Source organism: Nocardia miyunensis NBRC 108239 (assembly GCF_001613065.1).
Taxonomy (GTDB): Bacteria; Actinomycetota; Actinomycetes; order Mycobacteriales; family Mycobacteriaceae; genus Nocardia; species Nocardia miyunensis.
Genome location: NZ_BDBQ01000081.1, coordinates 12,097 through 28,589, shown reverse-complemented (window position 1 = coordinate 28,589; position 16,493 = coordinate 12,097). Strand labels below are relative to the sequence as shown.

General features: G+C 68.2%; 14 protein-coding genes. 2 read left to right on the top strand and 12 right to left on the bottom strand.

Annotated elements, in window-relative coordinates; genetic code table 11:
• Position 1: 1 nt before the first annotated feature.
• Together NM2_RS32530 and NM2_RS32525 are read right to left on the bottom strand one after the other, a co-directional pair.
• A complete protein-coding gene (locus NM2_RS32530; protein ID WP_157121445.1) occupies positions 2 to 1,048 on the bottom strand; it encodes an ABC transporter substrate-binding protein in 1,047 nt (348 codons plus the stop codon).
• Positions 1,049 to 1,140: 92 nt separating this feature from the next.
• Entirely contained in the window at positions 1,141 to 2,340 is a 1,200-nt protein-coding gene (locus NM2_RS32525) for an ROK family transcriptional regulator (protein ID WP_084531797.1), read from the bottom strand.
• Between the two features lie 348 nt (positions 2,341 to 2,688).
• Here NM2_RS32525 and NM2_RS32520 point away from each other — a divergent pair, with 348 nt between their 5' ends.
• Both NM2_RS32520 and NM2_RS32515 read left to right on the top strand, forming a co-directional pair.
• Positions 2,689 to 3,654 carry a TauD/TfdA dioxygenase family protein gene (locus NM2_RS32520; RefSeq protein ID WP_067676952.1) on the top strand — a complete coding sequence of 322 codons (966 nt, stop codon included), beginning with the start codon at positions 2,689 to 2,691 and terminating at the stop codon, positions 3,652 to 3,654.
• 109 nt (positions 3,655 to 3,763) lie between these two features.
• A complete protein-coding gene (locus tag NM2_RS32515; RefSeq protein WP_067676950.1) occupies positions 3,764 to 4,822 on the top strand; it encodes an LLM class flavin-dependent oxidoreductase in 1,059 nt (352 codons plus the stop codon).
• Positions 4,823 to 4,889: 67 nt separating this feature from the next.
• Here NM2_RS32515 and NM2_RS32510 read toward each other — a convergent pair whose 3' ends face one another.
• The 10 genes from NM2_RS32510 to NM2_RS32470 form a co-directional block, all read right to left on the bottom strand.
• Entirely contained in the window at positions 4,890 to 6,227 is a 1,338-nt protein-coding gene (locus NM2_RS32510; protein ID WP_067676948.1) for an NtaA/DmoA family FMN-dependent monooxygenase, read from the bottom strand.
• 171 nt (positions 6,228 to 6,398) lie between these two features.
• Positions 6,399 to 7,613 carry an acyl-CoA dehydrogenase family protein gene (locus tag NM2_RS32505; RefSeq protein ID WP_067676946.1) on the bottom strand — a complete coding sequence of 405 codons (1,215 nt, stop codon included), beginning with the start codon at positions 7,611 to 7,613 and terminating at the stop codon, positions 6,399 to 6,401.
• Positions 7,610 to 8,578 carry an LLM class flavin-dependent oxidoreductase gene (locus tag NM2_RS32500; protein WP_067677042.1) on the bottom strand — a complete coding sequence of 323 codons (969 nt, stop codon included), beginning with the start codon at positions 8,576 to 8,578 and terminating at the stop codon, positions 7,610 to 7,612. The genes NM2_RS32505 and NM2_RS32500 overlap by 4 nt, the downstream gene beginning before the upstream one ends.
• A gap of 37 nt (positions 8,579 to 8,615) precedes the next feature.
• Positions 8,616 to 8,750, bottom strand: a complete 135-nt coding sequence (locus NM2_RS52680) for a hypothetical protein (protein WP_281182561.1) — start codon at positions 8,748 to 8,750, stop codon at positions 8,616 to 8,618.
• 37 nt (positions 8,751 to 8,787) lie between these two features.
• Complete coding sequence (locus NM2_RS32495; RefSeq protein WP_067676943.1) at positions 8,788 to 10,032, bottom strand: LLM class flavin-dependent oxidoreductase; 1,245 nt, start codon at positions 10,030 to 10,032, stop codon at positions 8,788 to 8,790.
• Entirely contained in the window at positions 10,029 to 11,303 is a 1,275-nt protein-coding gene (locus NM2_RS32490; RefSeq protein ID WP_067676941.1) for an acyl-CoA dehydrogenase family protein, read from the bottom strand. Before NM2_RS32490 ends, NM2_RS32495 begins: the two co-directional genes overlap by 4 nt.
• Positions 11,300 to 12,946: a dipeptide ABC transporter ATP-binding protein gene (locus NM2_RS32485; protein ID WP_439956952.1), complete on the bottom strand. Its 1,647-nt coding sequence runs from the start codon at positions 12,944 to 12,946 to the stop codon at positions 11,300 to 11,302. Before NM2_RS32485 ends, NM2_RS32490 begins: the two co-directional genes overlap by 4 nt.
• Positions 12,943 to 13,818, bottom strand: a complete 876-nt coding sequence (locus NM2_RS32480; protein ID WP_067676939.1) for an ABC transporter permease — start codon at positions 13,816 to 13,818, stop codon at positions 12,943 to 12,945. The genes NM2_RS32485 and NM2_RS32480 overlap by 4 nt, the downstream gene beginning before the upstream one ends.
• Positions 13,815 to 14,837, bottom strand: coding sequence for an ABC transporter permease (locus NM2_RS32475; RefSeq protein ID WP_084531803.1), 1,023 nt, complete (start codon positions 14,835 to 14,837; stop codon positions 13,815 to 13,817). The genes NM2_RS32480 and NM2_RS32475 overlap by 4 nt, the downstream gene beginning before the upstream one ends.
• A 12-nt stretch (positions 14,838 to 14,849) precedes the next feature.
• Positions 14,850 to 16,475: an ABC transporter substrate-binding protein gene (locus NM2_RS32470; protein WP_067676935.1), complete on the bottom strand. Its 1,626-nt coding sequence runs from the start codon at positions 16,473 to 16,475 to the stop codon at positions 14,850 to 14,852.
• Between the last annotated feature and the right edge of the window lie 18 nt (positions 16,476 to 16,493).

Here is a 16,493-nt window from a genome sequence, read left to right as displayed (position 1 = left end):
GTCACCCTTGTGCTTCGGTGCGATATTGCGGAGCCACCGCGTCGGCGGCGATCTTCTCGAATCGCCGGTCGAAGAGCTGGTGGGCGTCGAAGGATTTCCCGAACGCACCCGAGCTGGTGATCAGGTCGATCGTCTTCTGCTCCCAGTCGATCGATCGGTCCCAGTTCTCCGGGAAATACGGGCGTTCGGTCGTGGCCATGATGCGACGGCCGTTGGCCTCGCTCACACCCTGATTCTTGACGTAGTAATCGGCGATCCACCGGTCCTGGTTCTCCCATTCCCAGACCTTCGCGCGCGCCCAGAACTTGACGAATTCCGCGATGGCCGCGAGCTTGCGGTCATCGCCCAGCACCGAGGTCGGCGCCCACAGAACGCCCAACGCGTCGACCGCGTCGGACTTCACCGTGGTCGCCCCCGCGGACCGATACTGCGCGAGGTACTTCGTCAGCGACGGTTCGGCCAGCGGGGCCAGATCAACCTGTTTGCCCTGCAACGCGGTGAGGAACTGCGGGCTGTTGAGCTGAACGAGCGTGACGTCCTTGGTACTGAGCCCGGCCTGCTGGAGAGTCCGCAGCACCACACCGCCCTGGGCCTGCCCGGGCGAGAAGGCGATCTTCTTGCCGCGCAGATCCCCCAGCGTGTGGATATCACTGCCCGGGGCGGTGGCCAGGCCGTAGTTGGGGGTACTGCGCGACAGCACGGCGACGATGCGGGTGTCCAAACCCTGTGCGTGCGCCTGGATGGACGGAATTCCGGCATTACTGGCCAACTCGACCGAACCGCCCTTGAACGCCTGGATCACATCCGGTCCGGCGGAGACGTTGGGCCAGTCGGGCACGGTGAACGGCAATTTGCCGATCTGCCCGCTGCTGGTCAGCGCGACCTGCATATCGGTCGCCGAGATTTTGAGCGACGTGCCCGGCGGAACACTGGTCGGTAGTGGCTTGCTGAAGTCGGCGGACCCCCCGGAGGTCGCACAGGCCGAGGTGGCACAGGCGGCGATCAACACCACGAACGACGCCGCGCCGACCCTACGGGTGAGGCGCATCCTACGCGCGCTCGGTCGCGTTTCGATGAGCTTTCTCATTTGTCGATCGTCGCGAATTATGTTGCAGCCCACAATATTCGGTCGACTTAAAATTACCGAGACTCGAACTGCGGTGCTGCCGCCTCCTTCCGCGGCGCGCCGAAGCCGTCCGCGAGGACGGCGAGCGGGTCGGCGTAGAGGCGGTGCAGCAGCACCGCGGCGGCCGAGGTCTCGAGTGATCGGCCCGGGAACGAGGTACCGATGACGCGTTGGCGCGCGGACGAACTCACCTGCGCCCGTGCGGCGATGGCGTCGAGATAGGCGGCGCGGATCGCGGGCAGAGGGTGCAGCGCCCGGTCGGTGATGATGAGCAGTTCCGGATTCAGCACATCGAGCAGGGCGGCGGCCACCGTGGCGAGTCCGCGCGCGCGTTCCTCGAACAGCGCGTGCACCCGGGGATCGGTCTCGGCAGCGGCGATCAGCCCGGGAATCGTCGGCTGTTCGGCGAGTCCCAGTGCGGCAGCGCGCCTTTCGAGCGACCGATCGGAATAGGTGTCCAGCGGGCCGGGCCCGTCCGGTCCCATGCCGGACGGAACCAGAGCGGCCAGCGAACCCGCCGAGGAGCCGGGGCCGTAGTGGACCCGGCCGTCGACGGCGAAGGCGGCATCGATGACATTGCCGACGAACAGCACCGCGGCCGACGAGTCGAAGTCCAAGGCGCCGAACAGTTGTTCCGCGTGCACCATCGCGCGGGCATGGCTGTCGAGTTCGACGGGCAGCCCGGTCAGTCGCGTCAGCAGATCCCGGATCGGGGTGTCCCGCAGGCGCAGCAGCGGATGCGTGAGCACCACACCGGCCTCCGGATCGACCCAGCCGCCGGTCGCGAACCCGACCCCGAACAGGCGGATGTCCCCCGGGAGTTCGCGGCGCAGCGCGGTGAACGCGGCGGCCGCGTCCTCGACCAGGTCGACGCCCTCGAGCGTGCGGTGCGGGACCAGCGCGTCGGCGACGATCGTCCCGGCGATGTCGACCACCGCGACCCGGGTCTGGGTGGCCGCGAAATGGATGGCCGCCACCGCGTTTCGCCGATCGAGCTCCAGCGGCGAATGCGGCCTGCCCACCCGCTGCGACCGGTCCACCGGGGGTGATTCGCGCAGCAGGCCCGCTTCCAGCAGCGCCCGGGTCTGGCTCGTCACCGTCGCCGGCGACAGGCCCGCGTGCGCGGCGATCACCGATCGTGATGCGCTGCCCAACGTCAACAGTGCGCGCAGCACCGCACCCGCGGCCGTCGGCCATCCTCTCGCCGGTCTCATAGGCCTCGGTTCCGTCGGGTCCACATTCGTCTCGGGCCGAGCCTACGAGAGCGGGCGGCGTTCGGGACCGTTCCGCCTCAGCGTGATCCGAACCCGGCAAATTGCCCGGACGACAGCCTCCCGCCGGGCAGGTTCGCCATTCTAAAACCGGTCCGAATTTCTTCGCCGAGAAAAATAAATATCTCGGACAATTGAAATCATCGCGCGGGCAAAGAGTGCGGTTTCCGGGCGTGCGGAATTAATATCCGTTCTGCCACGGGGCAGCAAACGAGTTGACCCCCAAGGCATTCCGGCACCGGTCGCGACGATCGACCGAGTGCATTCCGAAAGCCGATGGAGCGCAGAGACATGACAGAAACCATCGAACGCACCGATACCCTCACCGTGCGGCGGGTCGCCGGACATATCGGTGCGGAAATCTCCGGTGTCGACCTGAGCCAGCCCCTCGACGACGACACCGTCGCGCGCCTGCGCCGCAAACTGCTGAAGTACAAGGTGCTGTTCTTCCGCGACCAGCACCTCGGTCACACCGAGCAGATCGAGTTCGGCCGCCGATTCGGCGAGCTCACCCACGCCCACCCGCACGAGGACGCGCCGCCCAGCGATGCCCCGCAGATCCTCACCATCGACCCCCAGGTCTACGAGCGGCGCTACGGCTCGCCGCGGCCGGACTACCAGGAGCGCCAGTACACCTACTACAGCGGCTGGCACACCGATGTCACCGCCTCGGTCAATCCGCCGGCCATCTCCATCCTGCGCTCGGAGGTGGTTCCCGATTTCGGCGGCGACACCACCTGGACGAATCTCGTCGCGGCGTACGAGGGACTGTCCGAGCCGCTGCGCGCATTCGCCGACGGGCTGACCGCGGTGCACCGGTTCTCGGCGGGCCGCAGGCTGGACGACAACGAGGCGTACGCGCGCCGGATCAACGATAATCTGCTGATCTCGGAGCATCCGGTGGTTCGGGTGCACCCCGAGACCGGTGAGCGGGCGCTGTTCGTCAACCCCGGCTTCACCGATCACATCGTCGGGGTGTCCCCCGTCGAGAGCGCCAAGATCCTCGAGTTGTTCTTCGGTCACCTCAGCAGCCCGCGCTACACGGTCCGGTTCCGCTGGGACGAGCACAGCGTCGCGGTCTGGGACAACCGCGCCACCGCCCACCTCGGCCCCCAGGACCTCGGCCACCTGGACGTCACCCGCACCCTGCACCGGGTGACGGTGGTCGGCGACCGCCCGGTGGGACCGAACGGCTTCGTCTCGCAGATCATCGCGGGCGAGGAATTCAAGACCGAGGCGCACGTCAAGGTCTCGTGAGGAGTCGGTGGCCCACCTCGGAGGTGGGCCACCGGAGTCACTCCCGAACATTCTTCCTCGGCGGTAACCAGCCATCCGCCGCGGATCGCGACCACCGAACAGGACACCGATGAGCGCCGAATTCCTCTGGTACATCCCCAATCAGGTGACGCCGGGCCACCGGGGCGATACCGTCACCACCGATCACAACAGCCTCGAAACGCTCACCGCGCAGGCGCTGGCACTCGAGGAATACGGCTGGAAGGGCGCGCTGCTCGGCACCGGATGGGGACGGCCGGACACACTCACCGTCGCGACGGCCCTGGCCGCACGCACCCGGTCGTTCGAGCCGCTCATCGCCATCCGGCCCGGATACTGGCGGCCCGCCCATTTCGCCTCGGCCACAGCAACACTGGACCACCTGTCCGGCGGCCGGGTGCGGATCAACATCGTGTCGGGCAAGGACGATCTCGCGGCCTACGGCGAATCCGAGGAGGATCAGGCCACCCGGTACGGGCGCACCGAGGAGTTCATCCGCCTGGTCCGCCGACTCTGGACCGAGCAGAACGTCACCCATCACGGAACCCATTACCGGGTCAGCGATTCCACGGTCCGGCCGCGCATCTCGGCGCGCGCGGACAGGCCGCATCCCACGCTGTATTTCGGCGGGGCGTCGGCCGCCGCCGAGCGTGTCGCGGCGACCGTTGCCGACGTGCAGTTGTTCTGGGGCGAACCGCTCGCCGACGTCCGCGAGCGGATCGAGCGGCTCCGGGACCTGAGTGAACGGCACGGACGCGAACTTCCCCCGTTGGAATTCGGTCTTCGGGTCACCACCGTCGTCCGCGACACCACCGAGCAGGCCTGGGCCGATGCCCAGGAACGAGTCGCGGAAATGGCGAAAAGCCAAGCGAAGAGCCAGAATTCACCTCGACGTGCTGCGGTCGGGCAGCAACGGCTCTACGATCTCGCGGCGCGCGGTGACGTGCTGGACGACAATCTCTACACCGCGCCGGGCCGAGTCGGCGGTGGCGGCGCGGGCAGCACCTGGCTGGTCGGCTCGGCTCAGGACGTCGGCAAGGCGCTGCGCAAATACCAAGACCTCGGCATCACCCATTTCGTCCTGTCGGACACCCCCTACCTGCAGGAGATCCACCGCCAAGGCGAGCAGTTGCTGCCACTGCTGCGGTGAGCGGATGCGCTGCGGCGCACGGCCGATACGCATCCTTCGCAGCAATGCCGTTGTCCTGCGGTTGTTTTCAGGCCGATTCAGCGGTCACGCGCGCCTGCCTGTGCGGGAACGGCAGACCCAGGCGCGCACGGAGTGTCCGGTCTCGATACTCCCGCTGGAACAGTCCGCGCCGTTGCAGGATCGGCACCACACCGGTGGCGAAGTTCTCCAGATCCACGGCGGTTTCGGCGGGCATGATCGTGAATCCGTCGGCGGCTCCGGCTTCGTGCCACTCCTGTAGATCGTCGGCGACCTGTTCGGGCGTACCGACCAGCAACCGATGGCCCGAGCCGCCGGCACTGCGCTCGATCAGCTCGCGCGGCGTGCGCGGCCCGGCGGCGATCAGCGCGCGGGTGGATTCGCTGAATCCGGTCGAGAATGCCTGCGCAGGAATCGTTTCCGGCAGATCGGCCAGGCTGATCCGATCGTCCGGACCGAACGACCCCGCCGACAGGCCGAGGCCGCCGAGGAGGTTGGCGGTGAGCCGCTCGATCGGCAGCAGATCGCGCAGTTCGTGTACGCGATGACGTGCCTGTTCCTCGGTGTCCGCGACCAGAACCACGACACCGAGTGACACCTTCACCTCGTCCGCCCGGCGACCGGAGGCGACCGCACGGCGGCGGATCTCCTCCCGGAACGCGACCGCCCGGTCGCGGGTCTGGGCGACGGTGAACACCACGTCCGCGAAATCCCCGGCGAGCCTCAGGCCCCCTTCGGACCCGCCCGCCTGAACCACGACCGGCCGCCCCTGCGGGCCCGGCGGCACCGGCAGCGGACCGGCCACGGAGAAGAACTCCCCCTCGTGATCGATGCGGTGGATGCGGTCCGGATCGGCATAGCGGCCCGATGCCTTGTCGGCGATCAGCCAGTCGGATTCCCAACTGTCCCAGAGCTTGGTGACGACATCGAGGAACTCCCACGCACGCCGATAGCGGGTTTCGCGATCGGGATGGGCGAATCCGCCGAAATTCGCTGCGGCAGCGGAAGTTCCGGTGGTGACTATATTGACCGCGGCCCGCCCCTTGGTCACGTGGTCCAGCGCCTGGAATCGCCGGGCGAGGTTGTAGGGCGAGTTGTAGGTGGTCGACGACGTGATCACGACACCGAGGTTCTCGGTCACCGCCGCGACGTTGCCGAGCAGGACCAGCGGGTCGATACCCGTTCCCGGCGCCTCCTCGATCTCACCGCGCAGCGCCGGGCCGTCGCCGAGGAAGACCGCGTCGATCTTCGCCGCCTCGGCGACCCGCGCGAGCCGCTGGAAATAGTCGATGTCGAGATAGGCGACGGGGTCCGCATGCGACAACCGCCAGGCATGCCGGAAGTGTCCCGGCGTCATCAGCGACAGGTTCAGGTGGAAGCCGGACATCTCACCCGCCGAGCGGGATCGACGGCTGATACGGACCGGAACGTCCGCTGGGGCGATACCGGATCGTCCGGTAGCGATGGGATGCGGCGGTGCAGGGGGTGTGGGTGGTCATCGGATCCTCTCGGGTCGGTCATCGATGGTGACCATGATCGGAATGAAAGATGCTCGGGATCAGAACAATCCGGTGGTCGGCGGTTCGGCGCCGGTAAGGTGATAGGCGCCCGCGACCGCCTGTTTCCATTGGCGCGGATTGTGATTGGCGACGGTGCGGGCATTGCGCCAGTGCCGGTCGAAGCCCAGATCGCGGTTCGTGATCGAGCCGCCGCCCACGTCGAACAGCAATTCCGCTGCGGCCAAGGCCGATTCGATGGCGATCACACCCGCCTGTGCGACCTCGACGGCGGCCGCGGCGCCGGCGGAGCGAGCCTGCGGTCCGGTGTGGACCCGTACGGACTCGAGGGTTTCCGCGGCCAGCAGAACCACCGCGCGGGCCGCCTGGGCGCGGGCCGCGATCTGGCCCACCGTCTGCCGGACATACGGATCCTCGACACTCGCGGCCGCGGAACTGTGTTTGATCGGCCGGGCCTTGTCCCGCGCGAAGGCGACCGCGTCGTCGAACGCACGCGCGGCCACTCCCGCCTCGACCGCGGCGAGGTACAGCTGAGCGAACGACCCCTGCCACGGATTGTCCGGCACGTCGTCCTCGGTCTCGGTGACCTCGTGGCCGTACACCCACACTTCGGTGAAACGTGTTGTCCCACTGGCGGTCAGGCGCTGTCCGACGGCGTCGAAATCGTCGAGTCGCTCGACGCCCGCGCGATCGAAGGGCACAGTGAAGCGAATGACCGTACCGTCCTCGGTGCGGGCCTGGGTCGAGAACCAGGCCGCGTACAGGCCGCCGGTCGAGTAGTACTTCTCGCCGTCGACGATCCAATCGGCACCCGCGCGGCGGGCCGTCGCATTGACCTGCCCGCTCGCCCCACCGGTGCGCTCGTTGGCGGTTCCGGCGAACAGATCGCCGTTGCGCAGTCGCTGCAACGTCAGGTCCCGCTGCGGCAGATCCGGGCGGCTCGCCACCCGGTTCGCGACCAGAAAGGTGCCTCGAAGTGCTTGGGCCACATTGGAATCGGCGCGCGCGATCGTGATGATCAGTTCCGCGACCGTGCGCAGCGAGCCGCCCGCGCCGCCGTCGTCGCGGGCGATCCCGGTCAGCGCGATCCGGGTCGCGGCAAGGGCGCGCACCTCGGCGAAGGCGTAGTCGCGGACCGCCTCCCGAGCGGCGGCGGTCTCGCCCAGTCGTCGCAGAATCGGCTCGGCGGCGGCGCGGATCTCCGTGACGGTGGGTCCGGCCGTCTCCGGCGTGCGATGCGGGTGGATGGCGGTCATCGCAGCACCGCCGCGACCGGCCGCAGTCCGAGCGCGGCCCGCAACGTCGGACCGGGCGGGGCGGCCGGCAGGGTCGCCACCGCCTCCGCGGCGGCCAGCACGCCTCGGGTGCCGCCCGTGGGCGCCAGTTCCACCGCGTCGAGTTCGTAGGCGTGTGCCCAGTCGGCCAGTCGGGCGACCGCCGCGCGTCCGTCGCGCTCGTCGGTCACCGTCACCGCGGCGCGGCCGATCAGCGCCACCTCGGTACGTCGTCTGCCGACGCGTTCCAGGGCGGCGGTCAGGGCACGGTCGGCATCAGCCGCCGCCGCGTCCGCGACGATCACCGCATCCGCCGATCGGGCGGCGGTGTCCCACCCGAGCAGATCGGGATCGGCGGCGACCACGAGCGGACGCCCCTGCACCGATGCCGGACCGTCCAGCGGGCCCGCGATGCGATAGCCGCGGCCGTCGTGATCGATCCCCCCGATCAGCGCCGGGTCGGCCACCAAGGCACGTTCCTGATCGCCGATCAGTGCCGCGCGCGGGAACGATTCCCACAGGCGGGTAAGGATTTCCGCGTACTCCTCCCAGCGTTGCCGAGGGCTGGGTGCCGCCGACCGCGATGTGACCGCATCGCTCACCTCATCCCCCTCCCCGGGGTGCAGCACCACCCCCGCGCGGCCGCCGTTGGCGCGATCGAACGACAGGATCCGTCGCGCGAGGTTGTAGGGCGCGTTGTGTGTGGTCGTGACATCGAGCAGGTATCCGATATCACCCACTCGCCCGGCCAGGTACGCGGCGGCGACACTCGGATCGAGGGCCCGCCGGTCGCCGACCGCGTCGAGTATGCGCAGTGCGACGACACCGGCCCGCTTCGCGGCGGCGGCGATGCGTACCGCGTCATCGACCGGAACCAGTTCGGGCGCGACGGTTTCGGATGCGGTCGCGCCCACGGCGACATCGATCAAGACCGGGATCGTGCTCATGATGCTGTCCTCCATTCGGGACACCGGCCCGGCGCGCTCATCGAGCCACACCGGCCTGTTCCACGGCCGCGACGACGCGCAGCCGGTCCGTCACCGGAACCAGTTCCGGCGCAAGAGATTCGGATCCGATCGCGCCCACGGCGACATCGATCAGGATCGGGATGGCACTCATCGTGCTGTCCTGGCATTCGAGACGCCACTCGGCCTGCTCATCGAGCCGCCTCCAGTGGTCCGCGATCCCACACTCCGACGGGAACCTCGGGTAGTCCCAGACCGAGGTGTTCGCGGAGCGTCGTTCCGTCGTAATCGGTGCGGAACAACCCGCGCCGACGCAGTTCGGGGATTACGTGATCGGCGAAATCATCGAAACCGGAAGGCAATACGTCGGGCATCACATTGAATCCGTCTGCCGCACCGGCCCGGAACCAGCGCTCGATGTCGTCGGCGATCCGCTCGGGAGTTCCGACCACGATGCGGTGCCCGCCGCCGCCGGACAGCTTCTTCAGCAACTGCCGCAGCGTCGGGCTCTCCCGGTCGATGATGTCCTTGACCACGCGGTAGAAGGTCTGCGAGCCACCGGCGTCGTCGGGTTCGGGTAACAGTTCGGCGGGGATGGGCTCGTCGTCGGCGAGGCCGTCCAGTGAGATGCCGAGTTGTCCGGCCAGACGGGCGCGGGCATAGGCGTCGGGCAGTAGTTCGTCGAGCAGCTCACGCCGCCGGGCTGCCTCGGCCTCGGTGCTGCCCAGCACGGTGGACAGACCGGGCAGGACCACGATCTCGTCCGGATCGCGGCCGAATTTTCTTGCGCCCTCGCGTAATTCGGTACGGAACGCGCGCGCCTTACCGAGGTCCTGTTCGGCGGAGAAGATCACCTCCCCCACCCGGGACGCCAGTCGCTTGCCGTCGGTGGAGCCCCCGGCCTGCACCACGACCGGACGTCCCTGCGGCGAAAGGAATTCGGTGCGCCCGGCCCAGCTCGCCACGACCCGCTCGACGACCTCCGCCGCCCGCCGGTACCGCAGCGCGTGGTCGGGTTCGGCGTCACGGCCGAAGTTGCGCGCGGCCACCGGTCCGGCGGTGGTGACCACGTTCCAGCCGAAGCGGCCACCGCTGAGATGGTCGAGATCGCCCAGGCGGCGGGCGATTTCGACCGGATCGTTGTAGGACGAGGACAACGTGGCGATCAGCCCGATCCGCTCGGTGCGCGCGGCGATCCGGGCCAGCACCGTGGTCGGCTCCAGGTTGTTGCCGGTGCGATGTTCGATACTCGGGTCCAGGGACGGCCCGTCGGCGAGGAATACCGCGTCGAGGGTCGCCGCCTCGGCCTTGCGCGCGATCGAGGTGTAGTGCTCGATGTCGTAACTCGCCAGGCCGTCCGTTCCGGGAAAGCGCCACGATCCGCCGAACACCCCAGCGTTGAGGATGTTGACGTTGATGTGCAGTCGATCGCTCACCGCTCGCTCACCGCCTCGGCGGGCGCGGCCGCGGCGGCGGAGACCGAGGGCCGGTGCCGGTAGTACCCGGGCTGCGGGGTCGTGCCGTTGACCAGGAAGTCGCCCACCAGGCGCGGCTTGTAGACCACCGGGTTGTGCGAGGCCAGCGTGCGTGCGTTGCGCCAGTGCCGGTCCAGGTGCACACTGTTGCGCACCGCCGAGGAACCCAGCGCGTCGAAGGCCGTGGTCGCCGCGTCCAGCACCGCCTCGACGATGGCGACCTGGGCGGCGGAGGTCTCCAGGTACGCATGCCCGAAATCGGCCTCCGCCCCGCTGGTGTGGGCGGCCTCCAGGCTCACCGCGACGTGCCGCAGCAGGGTTTCCGCGGTGCGGCGGCGGATCTCGAGCCTGCCGACGACGCCGAGCACCTCGGGATCCTCGGCGGCGTTCTGGGTCAGCGCGTGCAGGCTGGTGCGAGTGCGTGCGCGCACCAGGTCCACGGTTTCGGCGACGATGCCGCGCGCGATACCGGTCAGATTCGCCAGATGCACGATCTGCACGAACGAGTCCAGCCCGCGCAGCGACTCCCGATAGCGCCCGATCTCACCGTGTTCCTCCACCGGTACGTCATTGAAAATCGTTGTGCCGCTGCCAGTTTGGCGTTGTCCGATACCGTCCCAGTCGTCGGCGTGTGCGACGCCGGGATGGTGTGCGGGGATGACGACGAAGCCGCGCTTGCCGTCCTCGTCGACCACGGCCGCGCGGATGTAGTCGGCGAACCGCGAACCCGTGGAGTAGAACTTGGTGCCCGAGACGAGGCGGCGGCCGTGCTCGTCGGTGCGCACTCGCGTTGTGGTCGAACCCCATTCGCCGGTCACGGTGCCCGCGGCCACCGCGGCGGCGATCACCGCCGACGGTTCGGATTGCGCGTTGCCGAATACCGCGCCCGCGCCGATCCGGCGCAGCCAGTAGGTTCTGACCTCGGAATCGGTTTCGGCGCGCAGGATTTCGGTGGTGGTGAAATGCCCGCGCCAGATCTGCGGAATATTCGAGTCGGCCCGGCCCGCCTCGGCGAGCAGATCGAACAGCGTCGGCAGGTCGACGTCGAAACCACCGAATTCGGCCGGAACCCGCAGTCGGCCGAATCCGGCGTCACCCAGCGCCCGGATCAGTTCGTCGGGGTGCTCGAACGCGAGATCGCGTTCGCCGACGCCCTTGGTGAATTCGACCAGTACCTCCCGGATCCGAGCCAGCGCGTCGGTCAGCGAATCCGGTTGCGGTAACGGGGTCATGATGTTCCTCCTGGAGCCGAGCGGCGGCCGGCGATCGCGTTGATCAACCGGTTGGTGTATTCCGTTGCGGGAGAGTCGAAAACGCGTTCGACCGGGCCCTGTTCGACGATCCGGCCGTGTTGCATCACCGCGACCCGATCCGAGATCGCCCGGACCACGGCCAGATCGTGGGAGATGAACAGGTAGGTCAGGCCCCGCTCGCGTTGCAGGGTGCGCAGCAGATCCAGGATCTGCGCCGCCACCGACACGTCGAGCGCGGAGATCGGTTCGTCCAGGATCAGGATCTTCGGTTCGAGGACCAGGGCGCGCGCGATGGCCACTCGTTGCCGCTGGCCGCCCGAGAGCTCGCGTGGATGCCGCCGCGCGATATCGGGCGGCAGTGCCGTGGCCTCCAGCGCGGCGATCACCCGGTCGGCGTCGGCACGGCGGCCCCGCTTGCGCCGGAACGAGCGCAGCGGCTCGTCGACGACGTCGTAGACCTCGAAGCGGGGATCGAACGAGGCGTACGGATTCTGGTACACGATCTGCACCTCGCGCCGCAGCGGCCGGAACTCGCGGCGGCCGAGACGGGTGATGTCGTTGCCCAGCAACGTCACTCGGCCCGAGGTCGCGGCGGTCAGGCCGGTGAGCACGCGGGCGGTGGTGGACTTGCCACTGCCGGATTCGCCGACGACGGCGAAGGTCTCCCCGGCGCGGACCTGGAAGGAGATACCGTCCAACGCGGTGAAATCACCGTAATCCTTGCGCAGATCCGCCACATCGATCACCGTCGGCCGATCGGCGGCGATCGGCGCACGGGCCGACGCGCGAGCACGTCGCGAGGGAACGCTGTCGAGCAGATGCCGGGTGTAGTCGTGGCGCGGGCTGCCCACGAGCCGGTCGGCTGGTTCCAGTTCGACGAGCCTGCCCGCGCGCATCACGCCGATGAGGTCGGCACGGTCGGCGGCGACGCCGAGGTCGTGGGTCACCAGCAATATGCCTGTGCCGCTGCGGGTTCGGATATCGTCGAGCAGGTCGAGTACCTGTTTCTGCACCGTCGCGTCGAGCGCGGAGGTCGGCTCGTCGGCGATGATCAGATCGGGTTCGGCCGCGATCGCCGCCGCGATGAGCACGCGCTGGCGCATCCCGCCGGACAGTTCGTGGGGATACTGCCGGAAACGGCGGCGCACGTCGTCGAGCCCGACCGCGTCGAACAGCTCGTGGACCCGCTCGCGGCGCGCGGTGGCATCCAGGTCGGTGTGCAGGAGCAACACATCCTCGACTTGGCGGCCCACGCGCCGCACCGGGTCCAGCGAGACCGCCGGGTCCTGCGGGACCAGTGCTACCGCACGTCCCCGGATATCGCGCCAGCCCTTGGCGGTCAGGTCGGTGAGCACCTGGTCGCGGAACGTGATCCGGCCATCCAGCACCGCGCCGTTATCCGGCAGCAGCCCGAGCACGGCATGCGCGAGAGTCGTTTTGCCCGAACCGGATTCACCGACCAGCGCCAGCGTCCGCCCGGGCGGAACCTCGAACGATACGTCGTGCACGACGGGTCCGAGACGGCCCGCGCGCCGGTAACCAACGGTCAGGTCGGTTACCGCCAGCACGGGTGCCAGGCCCACCGGCACCTCGGTGCGAGCGGATTCCTGCGCGATGGTCACGACGACCTCCTGGTGACGTGGCGGGAGATGTGGTTGGTCGCCAATACCACCGCGACGACGGTCAGCGCCGGCCACAGCGTGAGCCAGCCGCGGGTCGCGATGTAGTTGCGGCCGTCGGCGACCAACCGGCCCCATTCCGGTTCCGGCGGTTGGGCGCCCAGGCCGAGGAAACTCAGCGAGGCGATCCAGACGATCGCGATCCCGAACTGCACCGTGATCAACGCGATCGTCGGCGCGATCGAATTCGGGATCACATGCCGCCGCAGAATGTCGAGAGTCGAAGCGCCACTGGTGATCGCGGCCTCGACGTAGGCGCTGGTTCGCGCCTCGAGCACCTCGGACCGAATCAGCCGGGCGAAGGTGGCCGAGGAGGTCAGCCCCACCGCGATCCCCGCCTGCCACACCCCGAAGCCGAGCAGCACGACCAGGGTGATCGCGAGCAGGAAGCCAGGAATAGACAGCACCACGTCGATCGCGCGCATCAGCAGGCCGTCGGTGAATCCGGCGAACCATCCCGCCGCCGAACCGACCAGCGTTCCGACGAGTACGGCCACTCCGACCGCCAACGCCGATCCGGTCAGCGAGGCGCGCGCCCCGTAGACGACGCGGGCGTAGAGGTCGCGGCCGAGCTGATCGGTGCCGAACCAGTGCGCGCCCGAGGGCGGCTTCAGCTTGTGTGCGGTATCGACCGCATAGGGGTCGTAGTGCACGAAAAGTTCTGGAATCAGGGCCCACAACGCGACCGTGGCAACGACCACGACGGCCGCCACCAGACCCACGTGTCCTGCCGCCCAGCGCACTGTCGCCCGCACGCCGGGACGGGGTTCCGGGCCGGTGTCCGCAACCGGCGTCGGTTCGATGATCGCCGTCATGACCGCACCGCCTCGGGCAGGCGTTCGGTGGGCGCGGTGACGGAATCGGTTGCCGCGGTGACGGTTCCGGTCGCCGGGCGGCGAGCGCGGCCCCGGAGCAGCACCCGTGGGTCGAGCAGCGGATACAGCAGATCCACGACCAGATTCACCACCACGTAGACCAGGGTCGACAGCAGCACCACCCCCTGGACGACCGGCAGATCCTGCGTACCGACCGCGCTTACGGTGAGCTGCCCGATTCCGTCGCGCGCGTAGACCGCTTCGGTCACCACCGAACCGGCGATGAGTTCACCCAGCGCCAATCCCAGCAGGGTCAGCACCGGCAGTGAGGAGTTGCGCAGGATGTCCTTGCGGAAGATGAACCCCTCCCCCGCGCCCTTGGCGTGCAGCACATGCACGAACGGACGCGCGCGGGTCTGCCGGATCGAGGTCGCGAACACCTGCGAAATCGGCGCGGCGATCAGCAGACCCAGCGTCACGGCCGGGGCGATCAGCGCGGTGATGCTGCCGTCGTCGACCGAGGGGATCAGATGCATACGGAACGAGAGCAGCTGCAATGCCAGAATGCCGATGACGAATGTCGGCACCGAGGCGAACAGCGCCGGAACCGTGCCCAGCGCGGTTCGCGACCACCGCCACGGCGCGTAGTTGCCCGCCACCGCGACGACGGCCGCGAACAGCACACCGAAGACGAACGCGGATCCGGTGAGCTGCAACGTCTTCGGCAACGCCGCGCCGATCAGTTCGCTCACGGTCTTGCCGTTGGTGAGCGAGTAGCCGAGATTTCCGGTGAGCACGCCGCCCAGGTCACGCAGATACTGTTGGGGCACAGGACGATCCAGGCCATAGTAGGCCAGCATCACCCGGCCCGCCTGCGGCGAGATCTGGGCGTCCGGATTCTGGATGCGGTTGGTCACCGCGTCACCGGGCAGCGCACTGAGCAGTACGAACGACAGCGTGTACGCGGCCCACAACACCAGCACGGCCTGGGCCAGCCGTTTCACGATATAGCCGCGCATCGGCATTCCCTCCTACTTCGACAGCCAGGTGTCGTAAAGCCAGCTGCGAGCGGTCGATTCGGTCGCGAAGCCGTGCACGCTCGACGCGAGGCCGAACACCTGGGTCTCGTCGTAGAGCGGAATCACATACCCCTGCGAGAACACGTAGTCCTCGATCGCCCGCACATCCTTCGCGCGCGCCGCGGGATCGAATTCGAATGCCTGCGCCCGCACCAGATCGTTCAATTTCTGGTCCGGTGTCGTCTCGTCGAGTTCGTTGGCCGCGGAACTGTCGAATCCGGTGCGCAGCACATCGGGTTCGGCGCGCGAGGTCTGTCCCTGCACGAGTCCCCAGTCCGGCCGGTGCGCGCCCTCGGCGGCCTCGTATTCGGTCTGGGAGGCACTGTGGATGGTCAGCTCGACACCGGCCTTCTTCCATTGCGACTGAAGCAGTTCCAGCACCGATTGCGACACCTGGTAGTACGGCGCGACCCAGATGTCGAAGTGCAGCCGGGCGCCGTTCTTGGTCCGGATACCGTCGGCACCCTTCTTCCAGCCGTCCGCGTCGAGCAGGGCATCCGCCTTCTTCAGGTCGTAGCGCAGGTATGCGGTGGCGTCACCGCGGCCCGGGGTGCCCTTGACCAGCAGGCTGGTCGGGACCGGATAGCTGGGCGAGAGTACGGTCCGGTTGATCTCGTCGCGGTCCGTGGCCGCCTGCAACGCCAGGCGCACATTCTCGTCGGTGATCGGCGTCGCCGAATTCAGCTGGGCCGCAAGTTTATTGGTCTCTCCCTGCACCGGGAACGCCTCGATGTGACCGCCGCCGGAGGTGACGGTGTCCTCGTCGTAGGGCGCGATGTTGCGGGCGATCTGCGCCTGACCGGATTGCAGCGCACCGACCCGGGTACCCGCCTCGGGGACGGTCTTGAACACGATCCGCTCCAGATACGCCTTGCCCTGATGACGCGAACCCGTCGGCGCCCAGTTGTAGTCGTCGCGGCGTTTGAGCGTGATACCCGTTGTGCCGTCGACGGATTCGACCACGAACGGACCGGACCCGATCCAGTTGCGGGCCTGTCCCTGACCGTTGAGATCCTTGTCCAGGAAGGGGCGGGCCAAAATGGAACCGGCGCGATAAGTGGAGGCGACCTGCAAGAATCCGGCATTCGGCTTGGTGAACGAGATCCGTACCGTGAGCGGGTCGAGCACCTCGGCGCCCTGATAGTCGGAGAAGAACGTGTCCGGCGGAATTCCGAGTTTCGCGTCACCGAAACCGTGCTGATCGTAATTGGCCTTCACAATGGCAGCGTCCACCGGGTCGCCGTTGCTGAAGGTGACGCCCGGACGCAGATGGAAGGTATAGCTCAATTTGTCCGGGCCGATCTGCCACGAACTCGCCAGCCACGGTTCGATGGCGCCGGTTTTCGGGTCCTGCCAGGTCAGCCGGTCGGCCAGATTATTGGTGACCTGACTGTTGGACCAGATCGAATTGGTGGGCGTCCAGGCGTTGTACTGAATCGGATCGTAGAACTGCAACGTCCCGCCGTAGACGGGCGGACCGGCCGATTCCTCGCCGGACGAGGATGAATCACCGCATCCGGCGAGTACGGCGGCAACCGCGGCGACGGCCATGAGCGTGCGGAATCGAATATTCCTCATTGCGTTTGGGGATCTTTC